We start from the raw sequence: 24,845 nt of genomic DNA on the forward strand, positions 1-24,845 counted from the left end.
CGTGGTCACCACCATCGAGGAGCCGAGGATCCGGCCGGAGTGGCTGCTCGGTGGCGCCGTCACGCTGCTCGGCGCGATCATCATCATCGTCGTGACACTGATCCTCGGGGCGCGGGAGGACGAGCCCGTCGTCACGCCCGTGGACGCCACGGAGCTCACCGCCGGGACCTGCGCCGAGGACCTGCGCCAGCCGCACTGGGTGCCGGAGGCCGTCGAGCGGGCGGAGGTCGAGTGTCCCGCCGACATCTCGGCGGCGATCGGCCGCACGACCGCGGAGGACCACCTCGGCACGTGGATCACCTACCCGCTGGAGGGCGGCGACAACGACCAGACGTTCCGCGGCGGTCCCGGCCTGTCCTGGCCCGAGGACGAGGTCCGGTCCGGCGCGTACCACCCGGCGTCGGCCATCATCTACGTGGCTTACCCGGGTTCCACCGAGCTGTCGGGCGAGCTGTCCGGCGACAACGTGACCGTCGAGTGGTCGGATCTCGCGGACTCGGGCCGGGAGGCGCGGGTGACCCGCGTGGACAACAACGGGTTCGGGCCGGTGCGGGTCGAGTGGACCGACGACGCGGGCTCCTACCTGCTGCTCGGCACGATGGGCCGCACGCCGGAGGGCGGCTCGGGGCCGACGGTGGCGGAGCTGCTCAGGATCGCGGACAGCGTCGCGGCCGAGGACGAGTAACCCGACCGCGAAGTAGAGCGCTTGTCCGCAGTCTCCCGGGCGGCACCCGGGAGGCTGCGGACAAGCGCTCTACTTCGCGATACCGCTACGGAGTCAGAGCGTCTCCGTCAGGACCTCGTCCAGGGCCTTGACGCCGGCCTCCAGCGCCTCGGTGGTGACCGTCAGCGCCGGGCGGAACCGGACCGACCGCTCGCCGCAGCCCAGCAGCAGGACGCTCCGCTCGGTGAGTGCGCTCAGCACGCGGTCGCGGACCTCGCGGGAGGGCAGCGTCAGCGCGCACATCAGGCCCTTGCCGCGGACGTCGGTCACGCCGTCGTGCCGGGTGGCCAGCTCGGTGAGCGCGTCGTGCAGGCGCTTGCCCATCGTGCGGGCCCGGTCGACCAGGCCCTCGGCCTCGTAGGTCTCCAGGATGCGGCGCGAGCGCACCATGTCGGTGAGGTTGCCGCCCCAGGTGGAGTTGATGCGCGACGAGACGGCGAACGCGTTGTCCGGGACCTCGTCGACGCGGCCGCCGGCCATGACACCGCAGACCTGGGTCTTCTTGCCGAAGGCGACGACGTCGGGGGTGATGCCGAGCTGCTGGTACGCCCAGGTCGTGCCGGTGATCCCGGCGCCGGTCTGGACCTCGTCCACGATGAACAGCGCGTCGAACTCCCGGCACAGGTCCTGCATGCCCGCCAGGAACGAGGTGCGGAAGTGGTGGTCGCCGCCCTCACCCTGGATGGGCTCCATGATGAACGCCGCGATGTCGTGCGGGTTGGCCTCGAACGCCGCGCGCGCGGCCCCGAGGGCCGCCGCCTCCGCCGCGTCCATGTCCTTGCCCTCGGCGATGTACGGCGAGGGGATGCGCGGCCAGTCGAACTTGGGGAACCGGGCCACCTTGCCCGGCTCCGTGTTCGTCAGCGACATCGTGTACCCCGAGCGGCCGTGGAACGCGTGCTCCAGGTGCATGATCTGGGTGCCGAGCTCGGGGGAGCGGCCGTTCGCCTCGTTGAAGCGGGACTTCCAGTCGAACGCGACCTTGAGCGCGTTCTCGACGGCGAGCGCGCCGCCGTCGATGAAGAACAGGTGCGGCAGCACGGGGTCGCCGAGGACACGCGCGAACGTGTCGGCGAAGCGCGCCATCTCGACCGTGTAGATGTCGGAGTTGGACGGCTTGTTGATCGCCGCGGTGGCGAGCTCCTCGCGGAACGCCGCGTCGTCGGCAAGGGCGGGGTGGTTCATGCCGAGGGGCGAGGAGGCGAAGAACGTGAACAGGTCGAGCCACTCGCGACCGTCACGCGCGTCGACCAGGGTGGAGCCGTGCGACCGGGTGAGGTCGAGGACGAGGTCGAACCCGTCGACCAGGAGGTGCTCGCGAAGGGTGGGGAGCACTGCGGTGGGCTCAAGATGTGTCGTCATGCTGGAAAGGTAGGCAATGATCCTGCCAAGTTTCAATGCCTATGGAAATGTTCCTGTTAGCCCCGCAGGAGTCTGGGGCGTCGAGTAGCCAGCAGCTCGGCCGTCCCGAGCGTGAGCGTGGAGCCCAGCAGCACCAGGAGCGCCGCGTTCCAGCCGCCCGACGCCGCGTGCACGGCGCCGATCACGGCGGGCGCGGTGGCGGCCACGGCATAGCCGAACGCCTGCACCGCCGCCACCGTCCGCCGGGTCTGCGCCACCGTGCGGCACCGCTGCGCGACGAGGGTGAAGATCACCACGAAGTTCCCGCCCTGGGCGATCCCGGCGAGGCTCACCCACAGCAGCCACCACTGCGGCGCCAGCAGCAGGCCCGCCGGGAGCGAGACCCACAGCAGGCCCATCGTCACCGCGGCACCCCGCATCGGCACCCGGGCCGCCAGCGCCAGCGGGACCAGCACGCTGCCCGCTATGGCGAGGCCCTGGAAGGGCGCCGCCGCGTTGCCCGCCGTGGTCACGGACAGGTCCAGCAGGTCGCGCAGCAGCTCGGGGAGCCAGCCGGTGACCGCGAAGTACGAGAACGACTGCCCGGCGAACGCCACGGCCAGCGCCCAGGTGATCGGACGGCGCACCACGCCGCCCCAGGTCTCGCCGGGTCGCTCGGTCGGCGGCGGAGCGGGCGTACCGGTAGGCCCGTCGACCAGCCTGTCGGCGGGCGTCTCGCCGGGGGCACCGCCGTCGTCCGCTGACGTGCGAGGCGCACGGTTCGCGCGCGTGACGTGCGGGTCCGTCGTGCGGCGGGTGGTGACGAGCCAGACGACGAGCGCCGCCGCCGCGACGAGCGACCAGGAGGCGACGGCGCCCTGCCAGCCGACGAGGGCCGCGAACGGCGCGGTGAGCGACGTCGCGAAGACGCTGCCGAGATTCATCGTCGACGAGTACAGGCCGGTCGCCAGCGCCGTCCTGGTCGGGAAGTCCCGCGCGATGATGACCGGCACCACCACGTTGCCCACCGTGATCGCGCAGCCCAGCAGCACCGTGCCGGCGAAGGCCGCCACGACACCTGGTGTGCCCGTGCCCGCCGACCGGATCAGGGTTCCGGCGATCACGCCCACCAGGGCCACCGTGACCGCCGAGTACGGCCCGGCCCGGGCGATCAGGGCCGACGACGCCGGCGCCACCACGCTGAAGCACAGCGCGGGGATCCCCACGAGCAGTCCGGCAAGGGTCTGGTCCAGCCCCAGGCCTGTCGCGACGTCGGCCATCACCGGCGGGAGGGATGTGATGGGGGTGCGCAGGTTCAGGGCGAAGAAGAGGACCGCGACGAGCAGCGCCGAGCCGCCTGCCGCTGTGCGGATGTTGCTCATGATGCTGTCATTGTGCGCGACGGGGTCTGTTGGTTGCATCGGGTGTCCAGCGCATCCGCACATGGTGTGCAGATCGTCATAACGGCTCCCCAGGAGGGAATGCGGCTTTCCCGTTAGATTGGGCGACCGGTCAGCAGGTCCGGGACAACAGGGGTGTCGAATGAAGCAGCGACAGGTCTTCCGAGGTGTGGGAGCACTCGTCGGCGTACTCATGCTCTCGGGCTGCGCGTTCGAGCTGGGGAAGCTCGACTACACCGAGCCGGAGTTCGTCGGCTCGTACGTGGGCGACGGCGCCACGACCGTCGTCGCGCTCGGTGAGGACCGCACCTTCAAGGCCGTCGGGGTCCCGGACGAGGTGCTGGCCAACGCCGCGGGTGGCAAGGTCGACGAGGTCCCTGCCGAGATCGGGGGCACCTGGAAGTACGACTCGAAGAGCTCGGCCGACCACGTCGAGCTGACGGTCACCGACGCCGACGGCATGCCGGCGGAGCTGGGCGAGCTGCCGCTGTACGTCGCGGACGCCGACGACCTGTTCTTCCTGCCCGACCAGCTCGGGCGAGAGAAGGTAGTGGTCCGCCGGGACCGCTGAGCCGGGACCGCCCGTTCACCACCTCCGGCGTACGGTCGCCTTGCCGCCGGTCACCAGGCTCGCGGCGGGGACGTCGTCGGCCACCACGGCGCCCGCGGCCACCACGGCGTCCCTGCCGATGCTGACGCCGGGCAGGATCGTGGCGCCGGCGCCGATCCAGACGTTCTCCGCCACGTCGATGGGCGCGCCGCTCAGCCAGGTCCGGCGGTCCTCCGGATCGACCGGATGGCCCATCGTGATGAACGTGGCCTTCGGCCCGACCATGACGCGCTCGCCGAGCCGGATGCCCGCGTAGTCCAGGAACGTGCAGTTCTGGTTGACGAACACCCGCTCGCCGAGGTCCAGGTTCAGGCCGTGGTCCGTGTAGAACGGCGGATAGATGGTGGCCCTCGCCGGCAGCGGTCTGCCGAGGATCTGCTCGAACAGCTCCGCCTTGCCCGCCTCGTCGTCGAAGGGCAGGACGTTCAGGCGGGAGGTGAGCTCGGTGGCCCGCAGGACCCGCTCGGCCATGGCCTGGAACTCGGGGCCGTGGATGCGCATGAGGTGGTCGTCGGTCATGCGCCGATCCTGCTACAGGTGCCTGTCGCTACAGGTGCCCGTCGAGCTCAGTCGTCGAACTGGGCGGTCACCGTGCGCAGCAGGTCCGCGAGCTGCGGGCGCTCCGCGGGCGACAGGGCGGTCAGCACCTTGGCCTCGATGTCCAGGAGGTCGCTCATCGCCGCGTCGACCCGCGCCAGCCCTTCGTCGGTGAGCTCGACCAGCACCCCGCGCCGGTCGTCGGGGGAGCGGTGCCGCTGTACGAACCCGCGTGACTCCAGGCGGTCTATCCGGTTGGTCATGGTGCCGCTGGTGACCAGGGTCTGGGTGACGAGCGTGCCGGGCGACAGGCGGAAGGGCTCACCGGCGCGGCGCAGCGCCGAGAGCACGTCGAACTCCCACGTCTCCAGGCTGTGCCGGGCGAAGGCGGTGCGGCGGGCGAGATCGAGGTGCCGCGCGAGGCGGGACACGCGGCTGAACACCGTGAGGGGTTCGAGCTCCAGGTCCGGGCGCACGTGGCGCCACGCGGCGACGATGCGGTCGACCTCGTCGGCGGGACCTGTGTGCTCCATGGCGAGAGGCTACCGGATATCTCGACATCAAGAATCTCGACAGTGCGTCGGTGCGGCGTCGCTCTTGGTCAGGGGCTGTACGACGACCGTAGGCTCATACCTCGTGGGAACAGACATCAGGGTGCACCAGGTCTATGCCGGTCGAGTGCTGCAGGGTCCGGGTGCGCGATCCCTCGTGCCGGACGAGCTGGAGCGGCTCGGGTCGGAGCGGGTGCTGCTGGTGACGGCGCCGTCGTCGGCCGAGGCGGGTCAGGACCTGGCCGTCGCCATCGGGGAGCGGCATGTCGCGACCTTCGCCCGCCCGGTCCAGCACACGCCCGTCGAGGTGACCGCCGAGGCGCTCGCCCTGGCCGGAGAGGTGCGGGCCGACGCGATAGTCGCCATCGGTGGTGGTTCGGCCATCGGGCTGTCGAAGGCGCTGGCCATCCGGACCGGCATGCCCCAGGTGGCGGTGCCGACCACGTATGCGGGTTCGGAGGCCACGCCGGTGCTCGGCGAGACGGAGAACGGCGTCAAGACGACGCGGCGGGACCCTGCCTTCGCGCCGGGCACCGTCGTGTACGACCCGGAGCTGACGCTGTCCCTGCCCCGCGGGCTGACGCTGACCTCGGCCCTCAACGCGCTGGCGCACGCCGTCGAGGCGCTGTGGGACACCGGCGCGAGCGCTGCGACCCGCGCGTACGGGGTCGAGGCCGCCGACGGCATCCTCACGGCGCTCCCCGTGGTCCTGGACCGCCCGTCCGACGTCGTCGCCCGCGGCCGGCTCCAGGAGGCCGCCTGGCTGGCGGGCGCCTGCCTGGCGCAGGCCCGGATGGGCCTGCACCACCAGCTCGCGCATGTGCTCGGCGGGACCTTCGGCCTGCCCCACGCGGAGCTGCACGCCCTGCTCCTCGCGCACGTCATGCGGTTCAACCTGCCCGCAGCGCCCGACGCCGCCGCACGCCTGGCACGCGCCGCGGACGGCGACCCGGCGCTCGCGATCGCCGCCCTGGCGGCCAGGCACGACGGTCCGACGTCGCTGGGTGCGCTCGGCGTGCCGCGCACCGCCCTGCGCGAGGTGGCCGAACAGGTCGCGGCCGACCCGTATCCCAACCCCCGGCCCGTGACCGCCGACGCCGTGGAGGAGCTGTTGCTCGCCGCCTGGTGAGCTCTCGTGTCCTGCGACTGAAGTTCGCCGTGCGAGTTGTTGTCTCGCGAGATCGGTCAGTTGCACGCGGCTCGACATGAGTTCGGTCGGTTGCCTCGAGATCGGTCCGTCAACTGACCGATCTCGAGGCAACCGACCGAACTCGAACTACGGCGGAGACAACCGACCGATCTCGCGGTCGGTCGACCCCGGTGCGGCTCGGACGCCCGAGGCCCGCCCCGCTCCGGCGACCGCCGTCGGCCGGCAATCGCCGACTCACGCTCAAGAATATGTCCACTTTGCGGCGAACCGTGGTTCGATTCCTGATCCAATATCACAGGGTGAAACCGTGCGCCTATTGGGGGTGAATATCCTTTTCCCATTGCAGAGTCCGTGTCGTGTGCTTAATGTATGGAACGCGAACACTGTTCCGCTCACAGGTGATCATCCTGTGATTTCCCGTTTTTTGGAAGGAATAGCCCCATGACCGTTGTCGACATCCTCTCGGAGCTCCTGCACAACCTCGGCTACACCGTCGAGCAGATCCTCTGCCTGATCGGTCTCTGACCTGCGGGTACGTCGTCAGCCGCGTTCTGCGGCGGCATGAGTAGCATCCCCAGCTGAACGAACACCCCTCGCGAGTTATCGCGAGGGGTGTTCGTTATATAAATGCACCGCGCACATTTTTTGCCTCAGGGAAAAGGCGGGTGCGTCAGCGCAGCTCCGTGCCCGGATGGTGGCAGTTCGGGCGCATTGCTCGGCGCGCCGGCGCCTCAGCGCGAGTGCCGGGTCAGCTCCGGCTTCTTCTCCATGTTGTGCAGGCCGTTCCACGCCAGGTTGACGAGGTGAGCCGCCACCTCGGTCTTCTTGGGGCTGCGGGCGTCCAGCCAGTACTGGCCGGTGAGCGCGATCATGCCGACGAGCATCTGCGCGTAGAGCGGGGCGGTCCTCGTCTCGAGCCCCGCGGCCCGGAACTGTGGTTCGAGGATCGACTCGACCTGGGTGGCGACGTCGCCGATCAGACTCGAGAACGTCCCGGTCGCCTGGGCGACGGGGGAGTCGCGCACGAGGATGCGGAAACCGTCCTCGGACGACTCGATGTAGTCCAGCAGGGCGAGCGCCGTCCGCTCCAGCAGGACCTTGGGGTGACCGCCCGAGCCGAGCGCACCCGTCAGCGCGGTGGTCAGTGCCTGGACCTCGCGGTCCACCACCACCGCGTAGATGCCTTCCTTGCCGCCGAAGTGCTCGTACACGACGGGCTTGGAGACCTCGGCGCGCGCCGCGATCTCCTCCACGCTCGTGCCTTCGAAGCCTTTGCCGGCGAACAGTCCGCGGCTGACCGCGAGCAGCTGCTCGCGGCGCTGACTGGCCGTCATACGAGGTCGGTGGGTACGTCGGTTGTCGGCGGCCATGGTGCTCATTGTGCCCGAGCGGCAGTTCCGGACGTGTCCGGAACGTGCCGGACAGGCGAACGCGATCGAACGCGGATGTGGCTGACGACTCGCCCGGTACGGGCGGGGGCATGGCTCAGGACCTGGCAGACTGTTCACGGACGTGCGACGGTGGCACACGCCCGCTTCGGGTCACGACGGAGCCGCGCGCGCCCGGTCCGCCTTGGTGTAATCGGCAGCACAGAGGTTTTTGGTGCCTTTAGTCCAGGTTCGAATCCTGGGGGCGGAGCCATCCGGATCTGACGAACCCACCGATCGGAGCACTCGTGACCGAGACACCTCAGCCGGCAGCAGTCATCGTTCTTGCCGCCGGCCAGGGCACCCGCATGAAGTCAACGTTGCCGAAGATCCTGCACCCGCTCGGCGGCAAGCCGATGGTCGGGCACGCGCTGACGGCCGCTCGTGAGCTCGAGCCCCTGCAGGTCGCCGTGGTGGTCCGGCACGAACGTGAGCTGGTCGCGGAGGCGATCGGGCAGCTCGACCCCGAGGCGGTCCTCGTGGACCAGGACGACATCCCCGGCACGGGCCGTGCCGTGCAGTGCGCCCTCGAGGCGCTCGACGCCAAGGCGCAGGCCGCCGCGGCGGTCGCGGGCATCGCCGACGGCGAGATCGTGGGCGACGGCGTCGAGGGCGCCGTCGTGGTGGTGGCGGGCGACGTACCGCTGCTCGACGGCGCCACCCTTGGTCAGCTGCTCGCGGCGCACCACGCCGACGGCAACGCGGTGACCGTCCTCACCACAGAGGTCGCCGACGCCACCGGCTACGGCCGGATCATCCGCGAGCCGGACACCGGCGACGTGCTGGAGATCGTCGAGCACAAGGACGCGAACGCCGACCAGCTCGAGATCCGTGAGATCAACTCGTCGGTCTACGTGTTCGACGCCGCGACGCTGCGCAAGGGCCTCGGCGGTCTCGACAGCCGGAACGCGCAGGGCGAGGTCTACCTGACCGACGTCGTCGCCTTCGCCCGCACCGAGGGCCTGCACGTGCGGGCGCTGCTCGCCGACGACCCGATGCTCGTCGAGGGCGTCAACGACCGGGTGGCCCTCTCGGTCCTGGCCCGCGAGCTGAACCGCCGCATCGTCGAGGAGTGGCAGCGCGCGGGCGTCACGGTCCAGGACCCGGCCACCACGTGGATCGACGTCGACGTCGAGCTGTCTCCCGATGTCACGCTGCTGCCGAACACGCAGCTCAAGGGCGCGACTGTGGTCGCGACCGGCGCCACGATCGGCCCCGACACCACGCTGACCGACGTCGAGGTGGGGGTCGGCGCGACGATCGTCCGCACGCACGGTTCGCTCGCCGTCATCGGCGAGGGCGCGTCCGTCGGCCCGTTCGCCTACCTGCGACCGGGCACCAGCCTGGGCCGCAAGGGCAAGATCGGCACGTTCGTCGAGACCAAGAACGCCCAGATCGGCGAGGGCAGCAAGGTGCCGCACCTCTCCTACGTGGGCGACGCGACCATCGGCGAGCACTCCAACATCGGCGCGGCCTCGGTGACCGTGAACTACGACGGCGTGCACAAGCACCGCACGGTGATCGGCTCGCACGCCCGCACGGGCGCGGACAACATGTTCGTCGCGCCCGTCACGGTGGGCGACGGCGCCTACACCGCCGCCGGCTCCGTGATCCGCCGGGACGTGCCCGCCGGCGCGCTCGGCGTCACCGCCGGGCAGCAGCGGAACATCGAGGGCTGGGTCGCCCGTCGTCGGCCGGGGACGGCCGCCGCGGACGCCGCGGCGAACGCCCACGGTGGGGCGTCCGGTCTCGGTGATCAGGCACAGCGCCAGCTTGCCCAGCAGAATGCAGCCGGGGCGCCCACTGCCCCGCAGGCCGCGGCCGCCCAGGCCGAGCCGGCCGACCTGGCCCCCGTCCCTGGGGCCGACAAGGAAGGAAAGTCCCACTGATGTCCAGCACCATCGCTCCCGGTCCGAACCGCCATCCGCTCGTCCTCGCAGCGGGACGGGCACACCCTGAGCTGGCGAAGAACGTCGCGAAGGAGCTGGGCATCGATCTGCTCGGCGTCTCCGCGTACGACTTCGCGAACAGCGAGACCTATGTGCGGTTCAGCGAGTCGGTGCGTGGCATGGACCTGTTCCTGCTCCAGTCGCACACGATGCCGGTGAACCAGTGGATCATGGAGCAGCTGCTCATGGTCGACGCCGCCAAGCGGGCCTCCGCGCACTCTGTCACGGTCGTCGCGCCGTTCTTCGGCTACGCGCGCCAGGACAAGAAGAGCCGCGGTCGCGAGCCGATCTCGGCCCGTCTCATCGCGGACCTGTTCAAGACGGCCGGCGCCGACCGCCTGATGAGCGTGGACCTGCACACCGCGCAGATCCAGGGCTTCTTCGACGGCCCCGTGGACCACCTGTGGGCCATGCCGATCCTCGTCGACTACGTGCGCACCCGCGTGGACGTCGAGAACGTCACGGTCGTCTCGCCGGACGCCGGACGCATCCGCGTCGCCGAGATCTGGGCCTCCAAGCTGGGCGGTGGCCCGCTGGCGTTCGTGCACAAGACGCGCGACGTCACGCGTCCCAACCAGTCCGTCGCCAACCGTGTCGTCGGTGACGTGCAGGGCCGCGACTGCGTGCTGGTCGACGACCTCATCGACACCGGCGGCACGATCGCCGAGGCGGTCAAGGTCATCATGGCGGCGGGTGCCAAGTCCGTGACCGTCGCGGCGACGCACGGCGTGCTGTCCGGCCCGGCCGCGCAGCGGCTCACGGAGTGCGGTGCGCGCGAGGTCGTCGTGACCGACACCCTGCCGATCGAGGACGACCGCCGGTTCCCCAACCTCAAGGTGCTCTCGATCGCTCCGCTGCTCGCGTCGGCGATCAACGAGGTCCACTCCGACGGCTCGGTGACATCGCTCTTCGACGGCAACTCCTGATCCTTCGAGGTCAGCCCGGGTGTCCGTCCGGGCGCCTGTCTGGGTATACGGTCTGACCCTTGACTCGGACGCGGTCAACGGAGGACCGTGTCTTGACAACGATCTGGGAGGGTCAGTGACCGTCACCGTCGTGGTGCCCACGTTCAACGAGGGGCCCAACGTCCGGGTGCTCACCGAGCGGCTGTGCGCAGCCTTCGGTGTGCTGCCCGACGACGGTCGGCCCTCGGGAGCCCTTCACGGGCCCGAGGGCGGCCCGGCGCCGATCGGGGCGCCGGACCTGGCGGAGATCCTCTTCGTCGACGACTCCACCGACAACACGCCCGAGCTGATCCGTGAGGTCGCGGCGACCGCACCGGTCCCGGTGCGCCTGCTGCACCGCGAGCAGGCCGAGGGCGGGCTCAGCGGCGCCGTCGTGGCCGGTCTGCGGACCGTCACCACCGAGTGGGCGGTCGTGATGGACGGCGACCTGCAGCACCCGCCGGAGCTCGTGCCCGCGCTCGTCACGCGCGGCCGTGAGGCGGGGCTCGACATCGTCGTCGCCTCCCGCTACACCGGTGACGGCGACGCCGGGGGCCTGGACGGCTGGTGGCGCCACGGTGTCTCGATCGCCTCGGCGCTCCTGGCACGCTCGATGTTCCCGGTCCGGCTGCGGAACGTGACCGACCCGCTCACGGGGTTCTTCGCCACCCGGGTGGACCGGCTGGACCTCGACTCCCTGCACCCGCGTGGCTTCAAGATCCTGCTCGAGCTCCTCGCCCGCAACACGCTGGCCGTGGGGGAGGAGCCGTTCGTGTTCGGCGAGCGGTACGCCGGGCACTCCAAGGCCACCTTCAAGACCGGCCTGCGCTACCTGGAGCAGCTCGCGGCCCTGCGGTTCGGGCGGATGTCGCGGTTCGCGATCATCGGCGGCTTCGGAGCCGTGCTGAACATCCTCATCCTGTGGGTCCTCACCGGACTGGGCGTGCATTACGTGGCGGGTGCGGTGATCTCCGCCGTCGTCACGATCCTGACGAACTTCCTGCTGCAGGAGCGGTTCGTGTTCCGCGACCTGCGGAACGAGGGCCGCGGCGTCTGGTCGCGGTTCGCGCACTCGTTCGCGTTCAACGGCACCGAGGCGGCGATCCGCCTGCCCGTGCTGTGGTGGCTCGTCGAGTTCACGGGCATGTGGCCGGTGCTCGTGCAGGCGGTGACGCTCGTCGTGGCGTTCCTGCTGCGCTTCGTGTTCCATGTCCAGGTCGTCTACAAGCCGCGTCGCACGCAGCCGTCGATCGGCGTCACACCGCCTCTCGGTGCGGATCGTGCCGACGAGCGGGTACAGTAGTCAGGTTGCCTCGGCGAGGGACGCTTGACGGCCGCGGCGGGACTCGATCCCGCTAGCACCAGGCCGGCGTCCGTGATCGACTGGGCGGCCGTCGGCGGCCCCTGGGTGGAGTTCCCTCCAGCACTCCGTCCCACGTGCCCGCTCCGCGCCCGCCACGTGTCCCACGCCGACGCAGCCGCCGACCGAGTTGCACACACAGACCTTCCAGGAGTGAATTCCCATGGCCGAGATCAAGCTCGCCGCTGAGGCCCGTACCGAGTTCGGCAAGGGCGCGGCCCGCCGCATCCGCCGCGACAACAAGATCCCCGCCGTCCTCTACGGGCACGGTGGCGACCCGGTGCACGTGACCCTGCCGGGCCACGAGTCCATGCTGGCGCTGCGCCAGACCAACGTGCTGCTCAACATCGACGTGGACGGCAAGGGCCAGCTGGCCGTCGCCAAGGACGTCCAGCGCGACCCGGTCCGCAACACCATCGAGCACATCGACCTGCAGGTCGTGCGCGCCGGCGAGAAGATCACCGTCGACATCGCCGTCAACATCGTCGGCGAGTCGGCCCCGGGCACCATCCACCTCGTCGAGGAGCAGACGCTCTCGGTCGAGGCCGAGGCCACGCACCTGCCCGAGGCCGTCGAGGTCTCCATCGAGGGCCTCGAGGCCGGCGCGCAGATCCACGCCGAGGACGTCGCCCTGCCGGAGGGCTCGACGCTGCTCACCGACCCCAAGGCCGTCGTCGTGCTCGTCACCGAGCCGCGCGGCGAGGCCGGCGACGACGACGCCGACTCCGCCGAGTCGCCCGCCGAGGCGTCCTCGGAGAGCTGATTCTCCCGCAGCACCCCGAGTGATCGGCAGATTGTCAGGTGATCGGTAGCTCCAACTGCCGATCACCTGACAACCTGCCGACCACTCACCAACCGTGAAGGACACCTGGATGAGCGACCGGCCCTGGCTCGTCGTCGGGCTCGGCAACCCTGGCCCCAAGTACGCCGGCAACCGGCACAACGTGGGCCAGATGGTGCTGGACCTGCTCGCGGAGCGCACCGGCGCACGCTTCTCGAAGCACGCGCGGGCGCAGGCGGCCGTCGCCGAGGCGCGGCTCGGTGTGCTTCCCGGGGGAGCCCCCGGGCCCCGCGTGATCCTCGCGAAGCCGACCACCTACATGAACACGTCGGGGGGTCCGGTCAGCGCGCTCGCCAGGTACTACGACGTCGACCCCGAGCAGGTGGTCATGGTGCACGACGAGGTGGACATCCCCTTCGACACCATCAAGCTCAAGCTCGGCGGGGGCGAGGGCGGCCACAACGGCCTGCGCGACACCACCAAGGCGCTCGGGACGAAGGACTACCACCGCGTGCGGGTGGGCGTCGGCCGGCCGCCGGGCCGGATGGACACCGCGGACCACGTGCTCAAGGACTTCTCCGCCACGGAGAAGAAGGACCTGCCGATCCTGGTGGACGACGCCGCCGACGCCGTCGAGCTGCTGGTCACCGAGGGTCTGCTCGCCGCCCAGGGGAAGTTCCACACCGCGAAGGCGTGATGCTCACGGTGGCCAGGCAGGGTCGAGACCCAGTTCTCGACCTGCCCGGCCACCGGAGCTGCTCAACCGGCGGCGCGCCTCAGTGCGCCTCCGCCCCCGCCCAGGTCGTCAGGTAGCTCTCCGGGCCGCGTGCCAGGTCGTCGATGATCTCCTGGCCGCCCACGAGCCGCAGGTCCTCGACGTAGTCGGGCACCAGCCCGTAGTGCGCCACGCCGTCGACGTTGACGTCCCACGTGCGCTCGCCGGTGGTCTGCCGGTCGAGCAGCGTGCCGCCGTCGAACGACCGGAACGGGTAGGTGACGGGGTTGGCCGCGTCGCCCCGGGGCGGCGGCGTGCCGCCGAACCCGTTCATGTCGAACCCGAAGCCGATGCCCGCGCCGTACCGGTCGCGTACCGGCGCCGTGCGCTCGTACTCCTCGACGAACTCGTGGGCGGCGTGCCCGTAGATGGTGGCGAACCCGCCGAGGGCGTAGAGCCGGTCGAGGTACCGCTCGTCCATCCAGGAGTGCGTCGACAGGACGCCGGGGTAGTCCTCGGCCTCCAGGACGTCGAGCGTCTGGTCGGCGGCCTTCGCGCTCATGTGGTCGATCTCGACCATCATGTTGCGCTCCATCAGGCCGCGGACGGCGTACTCGCCCAGCCCGCTCAGCCCCTTCGTGTTGCAGAGCGTCCCCGGCGGGTAGAGGGGCAGGACGGGCGGAAGGTCGTCCTCCAGCTCCGGGGGGAGCTCGCCGTTGCCCGGGTTGTGGTCGTGCGGCTGGTCGGCTGGGCAGGAGCGCGCGTCCCACCAGGTCCCGGTCGAGAGGAACTGGCCGGCGTTGATGATCGTGCCCATGGACCCCTCGTCGAACCGCACGCCGCACAGCGCGTTGTCGAACTTGTGGCACAGGTACATCGACCGGACGCCCAGGTCGTACAGCTCGTCGAGACCGGCGTCGATGTCGGCCCGCGAGCAGTTCGGGATGCGCAGGGTCTGCTTGCAGCCGAACGGCTCCGACGTCTCGACGCCGAGCACGACGGCGAGCTTGCCCTCCTCGATCACCTGGCGGGCCTGCTCGCTGGTGGTCACTATCCGGAACCAGCCCTTGCCGGCCCCGCCGTACTGCGCGTCGACGTAGGCCTGCAGGTCGTAGGTGTCCTGCGCCTGGCGGCGGATCGCCGTCATCTCGTCGCAGCTCTGGTAGGTGCCCGGGTTGATGGAGCACAGCAGGCCGTTGGTGACCAGGTCGTTGACCATGACGCGCTGCCCGCCGCGCCAGGCCCGCTCGACCCAGCGGTAGTACATCTGCTGGTGGGTCAGCGAGTCGTGGGCGGGCCAGTCGGCGAACGTGGGCCAGCCGGTGGTGTCGTGCGTGCCGATGGGGGAGCCGTCCCGGGTCAGGTTCTCCAGCAGGGCGCCGAGCCCGTGCGGCTCGTGCGACGGGCAGTCGCGCAGGGCCGCCGCGATTCCCTGCTCCGAGAACACCTTGCCGCAGACGGCGGCGCCACCCATGCCGTCCTGCATGAACAGGTGGGTGTGCGCATCGATGAGGCCGTACACGGTGCCGTCCGGCCTGGTGCCGGTGAACGGCGTGCCCGTGACATTGACCTCCGACTCGGGGCTGGGCAGCGTGGGCTCGGCGAGCGCCGCCGCGGCCTGTTGCCCCGGGGCTTGTCCCGGCGTCGCCTGAGCCGGTGCCAGCAGCGCCGTCGCGCTGAGGCAGGCGGCGGTGACCGCGGCCGCGAGAGCCGCCGTTCGTCTGATGCGTCGCACAAGACCTCCGCTGGCCGGGGCGAGGCCAGGGCTCCGCCGGGTCGCTACGGCGCCTTTGCCGTTGCTGAGTTCGACACAATAACAGGACTTGTCACGTACAGGGTAGATGTCGGCAAAAAGGAACAAGCTACTTTTCGCCGAGGTTCAGCGGGTGGTGCCGGTCAGTCGCCGGGGCGGCGCGAAGAGCCAGCGTGCCCCGATCCGTGGCGCCAGCGCACCCAGCCCCAGCCCGACGGCGATCGCAGCGGCCCAGAGCGCGACCGGCAGCCACTGCGACTGCGGCGCGGGGATCCAGACGGCGTTGCGGTACAGCAGGCACAGCAGCCCGAGCACCACCGACGTGTGGGTGACGAACACCGGAAGCGTCCGTGCTCCGATCCACTCCAACCCGAGCGACCTGGGCAGATACCGGCTGCCGGGCACCCTGGACGCGAGCACGCTCACGGCCACCCCCGCCGGTACGCCGGCGATGTTGGCCAGCAGGTAGAGGCCGGGCACGTCGGCGACGTCGAGCTCGCGCACGGCTACCTGGATCCCGAGCCAGACGGCGACGGCGCCCACCGCCCACAGCCAGGTGACCCGCTCGGCGAACCGTTCGAGCAGCGCCCGCAGGTGCAGGCCGCCCAGGAAGAAGAGCAGGAACTGTGCGGTACCCCGCCAGGCGATGCTCTCCGGTTCCCAGCCCGCCAGTGCCCACCCGCTCACGCAGGCGGCGAGCACGAGCTGCACGGGTGCGGGCACCCGGCGCAGCGCTCGCGCGATCACGAAGAACGCGGCGAGCGTCCAGACGAACCAGAGCTCGGAGCGGGGGACCAGGAGCGACCAGGCCAGGTGACTCCACAGGGTGCCCCAGTCGGCGTCGGCCACCTGGTAGTAGCCGGTGAGCAGGCGGACCACCAGGGAGATCGGCTCCCACAGCACGAACACCCAGGCGAAGAACAGCAGCTTGCCGCGCGCCAGCCGGGACCACGGCACCGTCGTCCACTTCGTTGCGAACATGCCTGCCACCGCGAAGAACAGCGGCATGCGCAGGCTGCGCAGCGTCTCGTTCACCTCGCGCAGCACGCTCACCTCGTACCCCGTGGACCACGTCCAGTTGGTCGCGTGGTACAGCACCACGAGACCGATGGCGAGGCCGCGGGCGGCATCGGGCCAGGCGAGACGGACGGGGGTGCGCGGCCCGACGGCGGGGCCGTGCCCCGGCACGCCTGCGTGCCGCGGGGATCCGGGAGGGGTGAACATCGCGGGTCATCGTACGTGCATGCTCCGTACGTGCATGCTCCGCGGAGCGGCAGCGGCGCCCGAGAGGTGCGTGGAAGGGCGCTGTCAGTGTCCGGGAGTAGCCTGGGATCAGCCCCTCACCTCGTCGGCCTACCCGGTCACGCTCGTGGTGGGCCCGTCGTCGTGCGCCCTCGAAGGACAGAACCCATGAACCTGACCGGCCTGCTTCCTACTCTTCTGCGCGATCCCGGCGCCGCCGCTGCCGTGGAGCACGTGCGTGCTCGCGGCTTCGTGGACGTGGTGGGTCCGGCGGGCGTGCGCCCGCCCCTGCTCGTCGCCGCGTCCGAGAAGCGCCCGCTCGTGGTGGTCACCGCGACGGGCCGCGAGGCGGACGACCTGGCCGCGAGCCTGCGGAGCTATCTCCCGGAGGACCAGGCCGACGACGTCGCGGTGCTCCCCGCCTGGGAGACGCTGCCGCACGAGCGGCTCAGCCCGCGCGCCGACACCGTGGCCAAGCGCCTCGCCGTGTTCCGCCGCCTGGCGCACCCGGCCGAGGGGCACGGGCAGGCCGGCGCGATCCGGGTCCTGGTGATGCCGGTCCGCGCGCTGCTGCAGCCCGTCGTCGAGGGGCTCGGGGAGCTCGAGCCGGTCCAGCTGGACATCGGCGCCACGGCCGACCTGACCGACGTCGCCGAGCGGCTCACCGCAGCGGCCTACACCCGTGTCGACATGGTGGAGCGGCGCGGCGAGTACGCGGTGCGCGGCGGCATCCTCGACATCTTCCCGCCCACGGAGGACCACCCGCTGCGGTGCGAGTTCTGGGGCGACGAGGTCACGGAGATCCGCTGGTTCGCCGTGGCCGACCAGCGCAGCCTGGAGATCGCGGAGCGCGGGCTCTGGGCGCCGCCCTGTCGCGAGATCCTGCTGGACGACGCCGTCCGGGCGCGTGCCGCCGAGCTCGTCGAGACCCTGCCGGGCGCGGTCGAGATGCTCGACAAGCTCGCCGCCGGCGTCGCCGTCGAGGGCATGGAGTCGCTGGCGCCCGTGCTGGTGGACCGCATGATCTCCGTCCTGGAGCTCGTGCCCGACGACGCGCTGCTCGTGGTCAACGAGCCCGAGCGCGTGCGCCGTCGGGCCCACGACCTCGTGGCGACCACCGAGGAGTTCCTCGCCGCGGCCTGGACCGGGGCGGTGGCCGGCGGCGCGGCGCCCATCGACCTGTCCGCCGCGTCCTTCGCGACGTTCGCCGAGGTCCGCGAGGTAGCGGCCCGCCGCGCCCTAGGCTGGTGGACCCTCTCATCGTTCACGCAGGACACGGAGCTCAACGACCTGTCAGACGCACAGGTCACCGGAGTGACCTCAGCGTCTGACACATTCGTGGTGAGCGCCCGGGACGTCGAGTCCTATCGCGGCGACCTCGCGCGGGCACTCGACGACGTGCACGGGCTGCAGGTCGCGAGCTGGCGGCTCGTGCTGACGACCGAGGGCCACGGCCCCGCCAAGCGCATGACCGAACAGCTGTCGGCGGCGGGCACCGCGGCCCGGCTGGCGATCTCGCTCGAGGACGAGCCCGAGCCGGGCGTCGTGCACGTGGTCGCGGGCGGCGTCGGCACGGGCTTCGTGGCGCCCGACCTGAAGCTCGCCGTCTTCTCCGAGCAGGACCTGACCGGGCGGGCGGGCTCCGGCACGCGCGACATGCGCAAGATGCCCAGCCGACGGCGCAACGTGGTGGACCCGCTCCAGCTCAAGGCCGGCGACTTCGTGGTGCACGAGCAGCACGGTGTCGGCCGGTTCGTCGAGATGGCGCAGCGCACCATGGGCACGGGCGGCAACCGGGCCACGCGCGAGTACCTCGTGATCGAGTACGCGAGCAGCAAGCGCGGCCAGCCGGGTGACCGGCTGTTCGTGCCCACCGACCAGCTCGACCAGGTCACCAAGTACACCGGCGGGGAGTCGCCGTCGCTGTCCAAGATGGGTGGCGCCGACTGGAAGAACACCAAGGCCAAGGCGCGCAAGCACGTCAAGGAGATCGCGAGCGAGCTGATCCGGCTCTACAGCGCGCGCATGGCGACGCAGGGCCACGCGTACGGGCCGGACACCCCGTGGCAGCGTGAGCTCGAGGACGCCTTCGCCTACGTCGAGACCCCGGACCAGCTCGCCACGATCGACGAGGTCAAGGCCGACATGGAGAAGTCCGTGCCGATGGACCGCCTGGTGTGCGGCGACGTCGGCTACGGCAAGACGGAGATCGCCATCCGGGCCGCGTTCAAGGCGGTGCAGGACGGCAAGCAGGTCGCCATCCTGGTCCCCACGACGCTCCTGGTGCAGCAGCACTTCGAGACGTTCTCCGAGCGGTACACCGGGTTCCCCGTCACCGTGCGGGCGCTGAGCCGCTTCCAGACCGCCAAGGAGTCCGAGGAGACGCTCGCCGGTCTCAAGGAGGGCAGCGTCGACGTCGTCATCGGCACGCACCGCCTCATCACCGGCTCCGTCCAGTTCAAGGACCTGGGCCTGGTGGTCATCGACGAGGAGCAGCGGTTCGGCGTCGAGCACAAGGAGACGCTGAAGCAGCTGCGCACCAACGTGGACGTGCTGGCCATGTCCGCGACCCCGATCCCACGCACGCTCGAGATGGCGGTGACCGGCATCCGCGAGATGTCGACGCTGGCCACGCCCCCGGAGGAGCGGCACCCGGTGCTCACCTACGTGGGCGCCTTCGAGGAGAAGCAGATCGCCGCCGCGCTGCGGCGCGAGCTGCTGCGCGAGGGCCAGGTCTTCTACGTCCACAACAAGGTGGAGACCATCCAGCGCACCGCCTCCCGGCTCAACGAGCTGGTGCCCGAGGCCCGCATCGGCGTGGCCCACGGCAAGATGAGCGAGCACGAGCTCGACCGGGTCATCCGGGCCTTCTGGGAGAAGGAGCTCGACGTGCTGGTGTGCACCACGATCATCGAGACCGGCCTGGACATCTCCAACGCCAACACCCTGATCCTGGAGCGCTCCGACATGCTGGGCCTGTCCCAGCTGCACCAGCTCAGGGGCCGCGTGGGCCGCGGGCGCGAGCGCGCCTACGCGTACTTCCTCTACCCGCCGGAGAAGCCGCTCACCGAGACGGCCCACGACCGGCTCGCGACCATGGCCGCCCACACCGACCTCGGCGCGGGCATGCAGATCGCCATGAAGGACCTCGAGATCCGCGGGGCGGGCAACCTGCTCGGCGGCGAGCAGTCCGGCCACATCGCAGGGGTCGGGTTCGACCTCTACGTGCGCATGGTGGGCGAGGCGGTCTCCGCGTTCCGCGGCGACGCCGAGGAGGAGGCCCCCGAGGTCACCATCGAGCTGCCCGTCGACGCGCACCTGCCCGAGTCCTACATCGCCACGGAGCGGCTGCGGCTGGAGGCGTACAAGAAGATCGCCACCGCGCACGACGCCGCGGCCCTCGACGAGGTGCGCGCCGAGCTCACCGACCGGTACGGGGCGCTGCCCGACGTCGCGGACGCGCTGTTCGACGTCGCGAGCTTCCGCAACCACGCACGTCAGGCCGGACTCACGGACATCACCGCACAGGGCAAGTTCGTCCGGTTCGCGCCGGTGAGCCTGCCCGAGTCGGCGCAGCTGCGCCTCAAGCGGCTCTACCCCGGGACCGTGCTCAAGCCGGCCATCCGGGCGATCCTCGTCCCGTTCCCGACCACCGCGCGGATCGGCGGCTGGCCGCTGCGTGGCACCGAGGTCCTGGAATGGGCCAGGGGCCTAATCGATGCGGTGATTCTGGCGGACGTCGGGGCGGCGGCTAAGGTCGGCACCAGCGCCTGAGCCCTGGTGTCGCGGCATGTGGGCGTAGGTGAAACTCGAATTCACAGCAACTGGCCGGGAACGTATAGGCTCCACCCGCGTAACTCGCTCATCATGTCTTTTTGTGTGGAGGACCCCGCATGGCTCTCGGACACCGCACGCGTGCGGTCATCGGCTCGATCACGGCAGCAGCCGCACTCGGAGCGCTGCTGACCGGCTGCTCGGGCAGCTCGGACGAGACGGCAGAGGCCGCGGAGCAGGTGCAGGCGGATCCGGAGCTGCGCGCGCTGCTGCCCGGTGAGCTCCTGGCCGAGTCCACGCGCATCACCGTCGGTACGGAGTCGGGCTACCCGCCCTTCGAGTACACGAACGAGGCAGGCCGCATCGTCGGGTTCGAGATCGACCTGTTCGACGCCGCCTCGGACCGGCTGGGCCTGAAGTACACGTTCAGCGACATGCCGTTCGACTCGCTGGTCCCCGAGCTGTACGCGAGCAACGTCGACGTCGTGGCTGCCGCCATGTCCGACACCCCGGAGCGCCAGATCGACTCCGACTTCGTCAACTACTACAACGACAGCGACGCGATCATGGTCCCGGCGGGGAATCCCGAGGGGATCAAGACGCTCACGGACCTGTGCGGCCGGCCGGTAGCGGTGCTCGGCGAGTCCACGCAGGCCGACGCGCTGGCCGCGCTGAACTCGGCCGAGTGCCAGGCCGAGCCCGTCACGGTGCTCGAGTTCGGGTCCGACGCCGAGGCGCTCGCCCAGGTCGAGGCAGGCAAGGCGGACGCGGAGCTCACGCAGTGGTCGACCGGCCGGTACAACGCGAAGCAGATCGGCTCCGGCGACGTCTTCGAGGTCGCCAACACCGACCTCCTCAACCCGACGCCCCTGGGCTTCCGGTTCCTGAAGGGCGACGTCGAGCTGGTGCGGGCCTACCAGGCGGCAGTGCAGAGCATCATCGACGACGGTACGTACGCCAAGATCCTCGCGAAGCACGACCTCTCGGTCGGCGCGCTGGAGACGGCCACCGTCAACAACCAGGCGGCGTCGTAGTGACGCGTCGCTGAACGTCGCACGCGACGGGCCGTCCCACACCGTGGGGCGGCCCGTCCTGCTTTGTCGGGAACCGTCCCGACGCGGCTCCACGGCGGCCGCCGCGCCGTCCGTCAGGTCGCTCCAGGAATAGTGGTCACCCTAGTGACCATTACGTCGCTCGTCGGTTAGCCTGGTAACCGAAAGGAGCAGTCATGGCCAGAACTTCCCTCCGGACCCGGCGCGACCTCGCCTCACTCGGCGACCACGTCCGGGCCTGGCGCAAGATCCACGGCCTCACGGCCCAGCTCGTCGCCGACCGTGCGGGCATCACGCGCACCACGCTCCGCGCGCTCGAGACGGGCACCGGGACGGTGAGCCTGGAGAACACGTTCGCGGTGCTCCGCGTGCTCGGGGTGGCCGACGCCGTCGTCGGCGCGACCGACCCGCTGACCACCGAGATGGGCAGGTTCCACGCGGAACGGGCCCTGCCGCAGCGGGTAAGAGTTCCGAGCTGAGAAGGTGAACCGCATTGTCGATACATGTCGAGGTCGAGCTGCCGGGCGGCGGACAGACCCGTGCCGGTGACCTCGACATGCACCTCAACCGGGGCGGCGCCCTGGTCGGCTGCACGTTCCGTTACGACGACGCCTACCTGCGCGACGCACGGGCGTACGCCCTGTGCCCGGAGCTGCCGCTGACGCCGGGGAACATCCCGTCCGGCAGCGACCGGCCCCTGTTCGGCGTCCTCGCGGACTGCCAGCCCGACCAGTGGGGCCGCACCCTGCTGTTCAACGCGGAGCGGCGCGCCGCTCGTGCGGAGGGCCGCGGGTTCATGACCCTCACCGAGGTGGACTTCCTGCTCGGCGTGCAGGACGAGACCCGCCTGGGGGCGCTGCGCTTCTCGCTGGACGACGGCAAGACCTTCATGGGGCCGCCGCGGGCGGAGGTCCCCGACCTGGTTGACCTGCCGTCGCTGACGGCCGCCGCGGACGCCGTCGCGCAGCATCGCGAGACCGACCAGGACGTGCGGCTCCTGGTCGCGGCCGGGACCTCGATGGGCGGGGCCAGGCCCAAGGTGACGGTGAAGGACAGCGCGGGCGATCTGTGGATGGCGAAGCTGCCGGAGAGCGGGGACCGGTGGGACGTGCAGGCCTGGGAGTACCTGACGCTGCGGCTGGCCTCGGACGCGGGCATCGAGGTCCCGGTGGCACGGTTGCACCGCATCGGCCCGGCGCGCTCGATCCTGCTGACCCGCCGGTTCGACCGGCGGCCGGACGGCGGACGCATCGGCTTCCTGTCCGCCGACAGCCTCACGCAGAAGGCGTTCTTCGAGGTCATCGACTATCGGACGCTCGCGGAGACGCTTGCCGACCACTCGGGCCGGCCGGCCACGGACGGGCACGACCTGTTCCGCCGGGTGGCCTTCACGCTGCTCGTGCGCAACGTGGACGACCACATGAAGAACCACGGCTTCCTGCGCCGTGCCGACGGCTGGTCGCTCTCCCCGCTCTTCGACGTGAACCCCAACCCGTTCGCCGTCGCGGAGTCGACGCCGCTGCGGCCCGGCGGCACGCGCATCGACCGGGACGTGCGGGTGCTGCTGGCCACCGCGGACTCGTACGGCCTGCGGCAGGAGGACGCCCGTCGGGTGCTGGCCGAGGTGGCGGGTGCGACGTCCGGCTGGTCGCGGGTAGCGCGCGACATGTCGCTGCCGTCCGAGGAGATCGCGCTGATGGCGGAGGCGTTCGAGAACCCGAACCGGGACGAGGCGCTGGCAGCCTGACCTGCGGGCATGTCTGGGCGGGGCAGCGCGGCGTTACGCTCCAGAGGTGACTGGTAATACTCGGCCCATCGAGGCCTCCATCCGCACGGACTTCCGCGACGAGATGGACTACGGCTCCTACCTGGGGCTCGACGCGCTCCTCTCGGCACAGCACCCGATGAGCGACCCTCCGCACCACGACGAGCTGCTGTTCATCATCCAGCACCAGACCACCGAGCTGTGGCTCAAGCTCGTGGTGCACGAGCTGCGCGCCGTCCGCGGATTCCTCGACAGCGACGACCTGTCACGGGCGCTCAAGGGCCTGGCCCGCGTGAAGCACATCCAGCGCACCATCACCGAGCAGTGGTCGGTGCTGGCCACCCTCACCCCGAGCGAGTACGCGGAGTTCCGGGGCTCGCTGGGCCAGTCCTCGGGCTTCCAGTCGCACCAGTACCGGGCCGTCGAGTTCCTGCTGGGCAACAAGAACGCCGGGATGCTGCAGGTCTTCCGGGGCAAGCCCGAGGTGCACGCCCAGCTCGCGCAGCTCCTGGACGAGCCCACCGTCTACGACGCGTTCCTGCGCCTGCTGGCCCGGCGCGGGCATCCGGTCCCGGCCGAGATCCTGGACCGCGACGTCACGCAGGCCTGGACCGAGCACTCTGAACTGATCAAGGTCTTCAAGACGATCTACGAGGACCCCCACGACCACTGGGAGCTGTACGAGGCGTGCGAGGACCTCGTCGACATCGAGGACGCGTTCCAGCTCTGGCGGTTCCGCCACCTGCGCACCGTGCAGCGCACCATCGGCTTCAAGACCGGCACGGGCGGCTCCAGCGGCGTCGGCTTCCTCAAGCGGGCCCTGGACCTGACGTTCTTCCCGGAGCTCATCTCGGTCCGCACCGAGATCGACGGCCCTCTCGGTGCGTGACGGCGGCACCGGGAGCGCGCCCGACGGCGTTCCGGCGGTGACGCTTCCCGGCGTCGTCGACCGCCATGTGCACCTGGGCCTGGTCGATCGCGCGCTCCTCGCGGACGGCCCGGTCACCGAGGTGCACGACCTGGGCTGGGACCCGCCCGAGGTGGCCGCCTGGGCCGCCGACCCGCCGTCGGGCGTCCGGGTGCGGTACGCCGGGCCGTTCCATACCGCGCCCGGCGGGTACCCCACCGGGCGGCCGTGGGCGCCGGACGCCGCGGTGCGGCACGTCGCGACGCCGCGCGAGGCGGCCGCGGCGGTGGCCGACGTCGTCGCCGCGGGCGGGTTCGCGGTCAAGGTGGCCCTGCACGCGGGGATGGCCCTGCTGCCCGACGACGTCCTGCGTGCTCTGGTCGACGGGGCGCATGCGGGCGGGCTGCTGGTGCTGGTGCACGCGGAGGGCGACGGCCAGGCGCAGCGGGCGATCGACGCCGGCGCGGACACGCTGGTGCACGTGCCATGGACCGAGGCGCTGCCTGACGCCGTGATCGCCCGGGCCGCGCACATGACCTGGATCTCCACCTTCGCGATCCACGACGGTCCCGGCCGGCCGATCGGCCTGGAGCGCGCGCTCGACAACGCGCGCAGGTTCGTCGCGGCGGGCGGGCGGCTGGTGTACGGCACCGACATGGGCAACGGGCCGACGCCGGTCGGGGTGAACGAGCGCGAGATCGAGCTGCTCGGGCGGCTTCTCGAGGGTGAGGCGCTGCGGCGCGCGGTCTTGGGCCCGCCGTCGGCCCCCGCGCTGGAAGCACCCCTCCCGCTCCCGGAGACGGCAACGGACCTGATCACCTGGCTCCGAGCCTCCCGCCGCCTCCCCCATTCGCCGAAGTAGA

At 70.9% G+C, this 24,845-nt stretch carries 21 protein-coding genes and 1 tRNA gene; 15 read left to right on the forward strand and 7 right to left on the reverse strand.

Translation table 11 applies throughout. The features are described 5' to 3' along the window. The first annotated feature begins 1 nt into the window (after nucleotide 1). The gene (locus tag ACNYC2_RS02210; RefSeq protein ID WP_419705489.1) at nucleotides 2–685 is read left to right on the forward strand and encodes a hypothetical protein; all 684 of its coding nucleotides are present in this window, start codon (nucleotides 2–4) and stop codon (nucleotides 683–685) included. A gap of 93 nt (nucleotides 686–778) precedes the next feature. Here the strand turns inward: ACNYC2_RS02210 and lat are convergent, their stop codons facing one another. Then, on the reverse strand, nucleotides 779–2,086 hold the full coding sequence (gene lat, locus ACNYC2_RS02215) for an L-lysine 6-transaminase (RefSeq protein WP_419705490.1): 1,308 nt from the start codon (nucleotides 2,084–2,086) through the stop codon (nucleotides 779–781). A gap of 56 nt (nucleotides 2,087–2,142) precedes the next feature. Beyond that, nucleotides 2,143–3,447, reverse strand: a complete 1,305-nt coding sequence (locus ACNYC2_RS02220; RefSeq protein ID WP_419705491.1) for a CynX/NimT family MFS transporter — start codon at nucleotides 3,445–3,447, stop codon at nucleotides 2,143–2,145. Between the two features lie 160 nt (nucleotides 3,448–3,607). Here ACNYC2_RS02220 and ACNYC2_RS02225 point away from each other — a divergent pair, with 160 nt between their 5' ends. Continuing rightward, nucleotides 3,608–4,036: a hypothetical protein gene (locus ACNYC2_RS02225; protein WP_419705492.1), complete on the forward strand. Its 429-nt coding sequence runs from the start codon at nucleotides 3,608–3,610 to the stop codon at nucleotides 4,034–4,036. 15 nt (nucleotides 4,037–4,051) lie between these two features. Here ACNYC2_RS02225 and ACNYC2_RS02230 read toward each other — a convergent pair whose 3' ends face one another. Both ACNYC2_RS02230 and ACNYC2_RS02235 read right to left on the reverse strand, forming a co-directional pair. Further along, nucleotides 4,052–4,594 (reverse strand): DapH/DapD/GlmU-related protein, encoded by a 543-nt coding sequence (locus tag ACNYC2_RS02230; RefSeq protein WP_419705493.1) that lies wholly within the window; start codon nucleotides 4,592–4,594, stop codon nucleotides 4,052–4,054. Between the two features lie 47 nt (nucleotides 4,595–4,641). Then, nucleotides 4,642–5,145, reverse strand: coding sequence for a MarR family winged helix-turn-helix transcriptional regulator (locus ACNYC2_RS02235; RefSeq protein ID WP_116676863.1), 504 nt, complete (start codon nucleotides 5,143–5,145; stop codon nucleotides 4,642–4,644). A gap of 103 nt (nucleotides 5,146–5,248) precedes the next feature. Here ACNYC2_RS02235 and ACNYC2_RS02240 point away from each other — a divergent pair, with 103 nt between their 5' ends. After that, nucleotides 5,249–6,292 carry a maleylacetate reductase gene (locus ACNYC2_RS02240; RefSeq protein WP_419705494.1) on the forward strand — a complete coding sequence of 348 codons (1,044 nt, stop codon included), beginning with the start codon at nucleotides 5,249–5,251 and terminating at the stop codon, nucleotides 6,290–6,292. Between the two features lie 752 nt (nucleotides 6,293–7,044). On the opposite strand, the gene ACNYC2_RS02245 is transcribed toward ACNYC2_RS02240, so the two are convergent. Further along, nucleotides 7,045–7,647, reverse strand: coding sequence for a TetR/AcrR family transcriptional regulator (locus ACNYC2_RS02245; protein ID WP_357454106.1), 603 nt, complete (start codon nucleotides 7,645–7,647; stop codon nucleotides 7,045–7,047). Between the two features lie 232 nt (nucleotides 7,648–7,879). On the opposite strand from ACNYC2_RS02245, the gene ACNYC2_RS02250 reads away from it, so the two are divergent. The 6 genes from ACNYC2_RS02250 (at nucleotide 7,880) to pth (ending at nucleotide 13,471) form a co-directional block, all read left to right on the forward strand. Continuing rightward, a tRNA-Gln gene (locus tag ACNYC2_RS02250) sits at nucleotides 7,880–7,954 on the forward strand. A 94-nt stretch (nucleotides 7,955–8,048) separates the two neighbouring features. Beyond that, nucleotides 8,049–9,629 (forward strand): bifunctional UDP-N-acetylglucosamine diphosphorylase/glucosamine-1-phosphate N-acetyltransferase GlmU, encoded by a 1,581-nt coding sequence (gene glmU / locus ACNYC2_RS02255; protein WP_419707755.1) that lies wholly within the window; start codon nucleotides 8,049–8,051, stop codon nucleotides 9,627–9,629. Continuing rightward, nucleotides 9,629–10,615, forward strand: coding sequence for a ribose-phosphate diphosphokinase (locus tag ACNYC2_RS02260; RefSeq protein ID WP_116676857.1), 987 nt, complete (start codon nucleotides 9,629–9,631; stop codon nucleotides 10,613–10,615). Before glmU ends, ACNYC2_RS02260 begins: the two co-directional genes overlap by 1 nt. 115 nt (nucleotides 10,616–10,730) lie before the next feature. Next, nucleotides 10,731–11,936, forward strand: coding sequence for a glycosyltransferase (locus tag ACNYC2_RS02265; protein WP_419705495.1), 1,206 nt, complete (start codon nucleotides 10,731–10,733; stop codon nucleotides 11,934–11,936). 220 nt (nucleotides 11,937–12,156) lie between these two features. Next, complete coding sequence (locus ACNYC2_RS02270; RefSeq protein WP_419705496.1) at nucleotides 12,157–12,756, forward strand: 50S ribosomal protein L25/general stress protein Ctc; 600 nt, start codon at nucleotides 12,157–12,159, stop codon at nucleotides 12,754–12,756. 109 nt (nucleotides 12,757–12,865) lie between these two features. Then, nucleotides 12,866–13,471, forward strand: coding sequence for an aminoacyl-tRNA hydrolase (gene pth, locus ACNYC2_RS02275; RefSeq protein WP_419705497.1), 606 nt, complete (start codon nucleotides 12,866–12,868; stop codon nucleotides 13,469–13,471). A gap of 79 nt (nucleotides 13,472–13,550) precedes the next feature. On the opposite strand, the gene ACNYC2_RS02280 is transcribed toward pth, so the two are convergent. Together ACNYC2_RS02280 and ACNYC2_RS02285 are read right to left on the reverse strand one after the other, a co-directional pair. Next, nucleotides 13,551–15,224, reverse strand: a complete 1,674-nt coding sequence (locus ACNYC2_RS02280; protein WP_419705498.1) for a Coagulation factor 5/8 type domain-containing protein — start codon at nucleotides 15,222–15,224, stop codon at nucleotides 13,551–13,553. 144 nt (nucleotides 15,225–15,368) lie between these two features. Beyond that, entirely contained in the window at nucleotides 15,369–16,466 is a 1,098-nt protein-coding gene (locus ACNYC2_RS02285) for an acyltransferase family protein (RefSeq protein WP_419705499.1), read from the reverse strand. A gap of 186 nt (nucleotides 16,467–16,652) precedes the next feature. Between ACNYC2_RS02285 and mfd the strand changes: the two genes are divergently transcribed. The 6 genes from mfd (at nucleotide 16,653) to ACNYC2_RS02315 (ending at nucleotide 24,844) form a co-directional block, all read left to right on the forward strand. Continuing rightward, nucleotides 16,653–20,258 carry a transcription-repair coupling factor gene (gene mfd, locus ACNYC2_RS02290; RefSeq protein WP_419705500.1) on the forward strand — a complete coding sequence of 1,202 codons (3,606 nt, stop codon included), beginning with the start codon at nucleotides 16,653–16,655 and terminating at the stop codon, nucleotides 20,256–20,258. Between the two features lie 119 nt (nucleotides 20,259–20,377). Beyond that, complete coding sequence (locus tag ACNYC2_RS02295) at nucleotides 20,378–21,292, forward strand: ABC transporter substrate-binding protein (RefSeq protein WP_419705501.1); 915 nt, start codon at nucleotides 20,378–20,380, stop codon at nucleotides 21,290–21,292. A gap of 194 nt (nucleotides 21,293–21,486) precedes the next feature. Continuing rightward, nucleotides 21,487–21,789, forward strand: coding sequence for a helix-turn-helix transcriptional regulator (locus ACNYC2_RS02300; RefSeq protein ID WP_116676849.1), 303 nt, complete (start codon nucleotides 21,487–21,489; stop codon nucleotides 21,787–21,789). Between the two features lie 14 nt (nucleotides 21,790–21,803). Next, nucleotides 21,804–23,057, forward strand: a complete 1,254-nt coding sequence (locus tag ACNYC2_RS02305) for a type II toxin-antitoxin system HipA family toxin (RefSeq protein WP_419705502.1) — start codon at nucleotides 21,804–21,806, stop codon at nucleotides 23,055–23,057. A gap of 46 nt (nucleotides 23,058–23,103) precedes the next feature. Further along, on the forward strand, nucleotides 23,104–23,964 hold the full coding sequence (gene kynA / locus ACNYC2_RS02310) for a tryptophan 2,3-dioxygenase (protein WP_419705503.1): 861 nt from the start codon (nucleotides 23,104–23,106) through the stop codon (nucleotides 23,962–23,964). Further along, nucleotides 23,957–24,844: an amidohydrolase family protein gene (locus ACNYC2_RS02315; protein ID WP_419705504.1), complete on the forward strand. Its 888-nt coding sequence runs from the start codon at nucleotides 23,957–23,959 to the stop codon at nucleotides 24,842–24,844. The genes kynA and ACNYC2_RS02315 overlap by 8 nt, the downstream gene beginning before the upstream one ends. The last annotated feature ends 1 nt before the right edge of the window (nucleotide 24,845 follow it).

The organism is Promicromonospora sp. NFX87 (assembly GCF_048564965.1).
Lineage (GTDB): Bacteria > Actinomycetota > Actinomycetes > Actinomycetales > Cellulomonadaceae > Promicromonospora.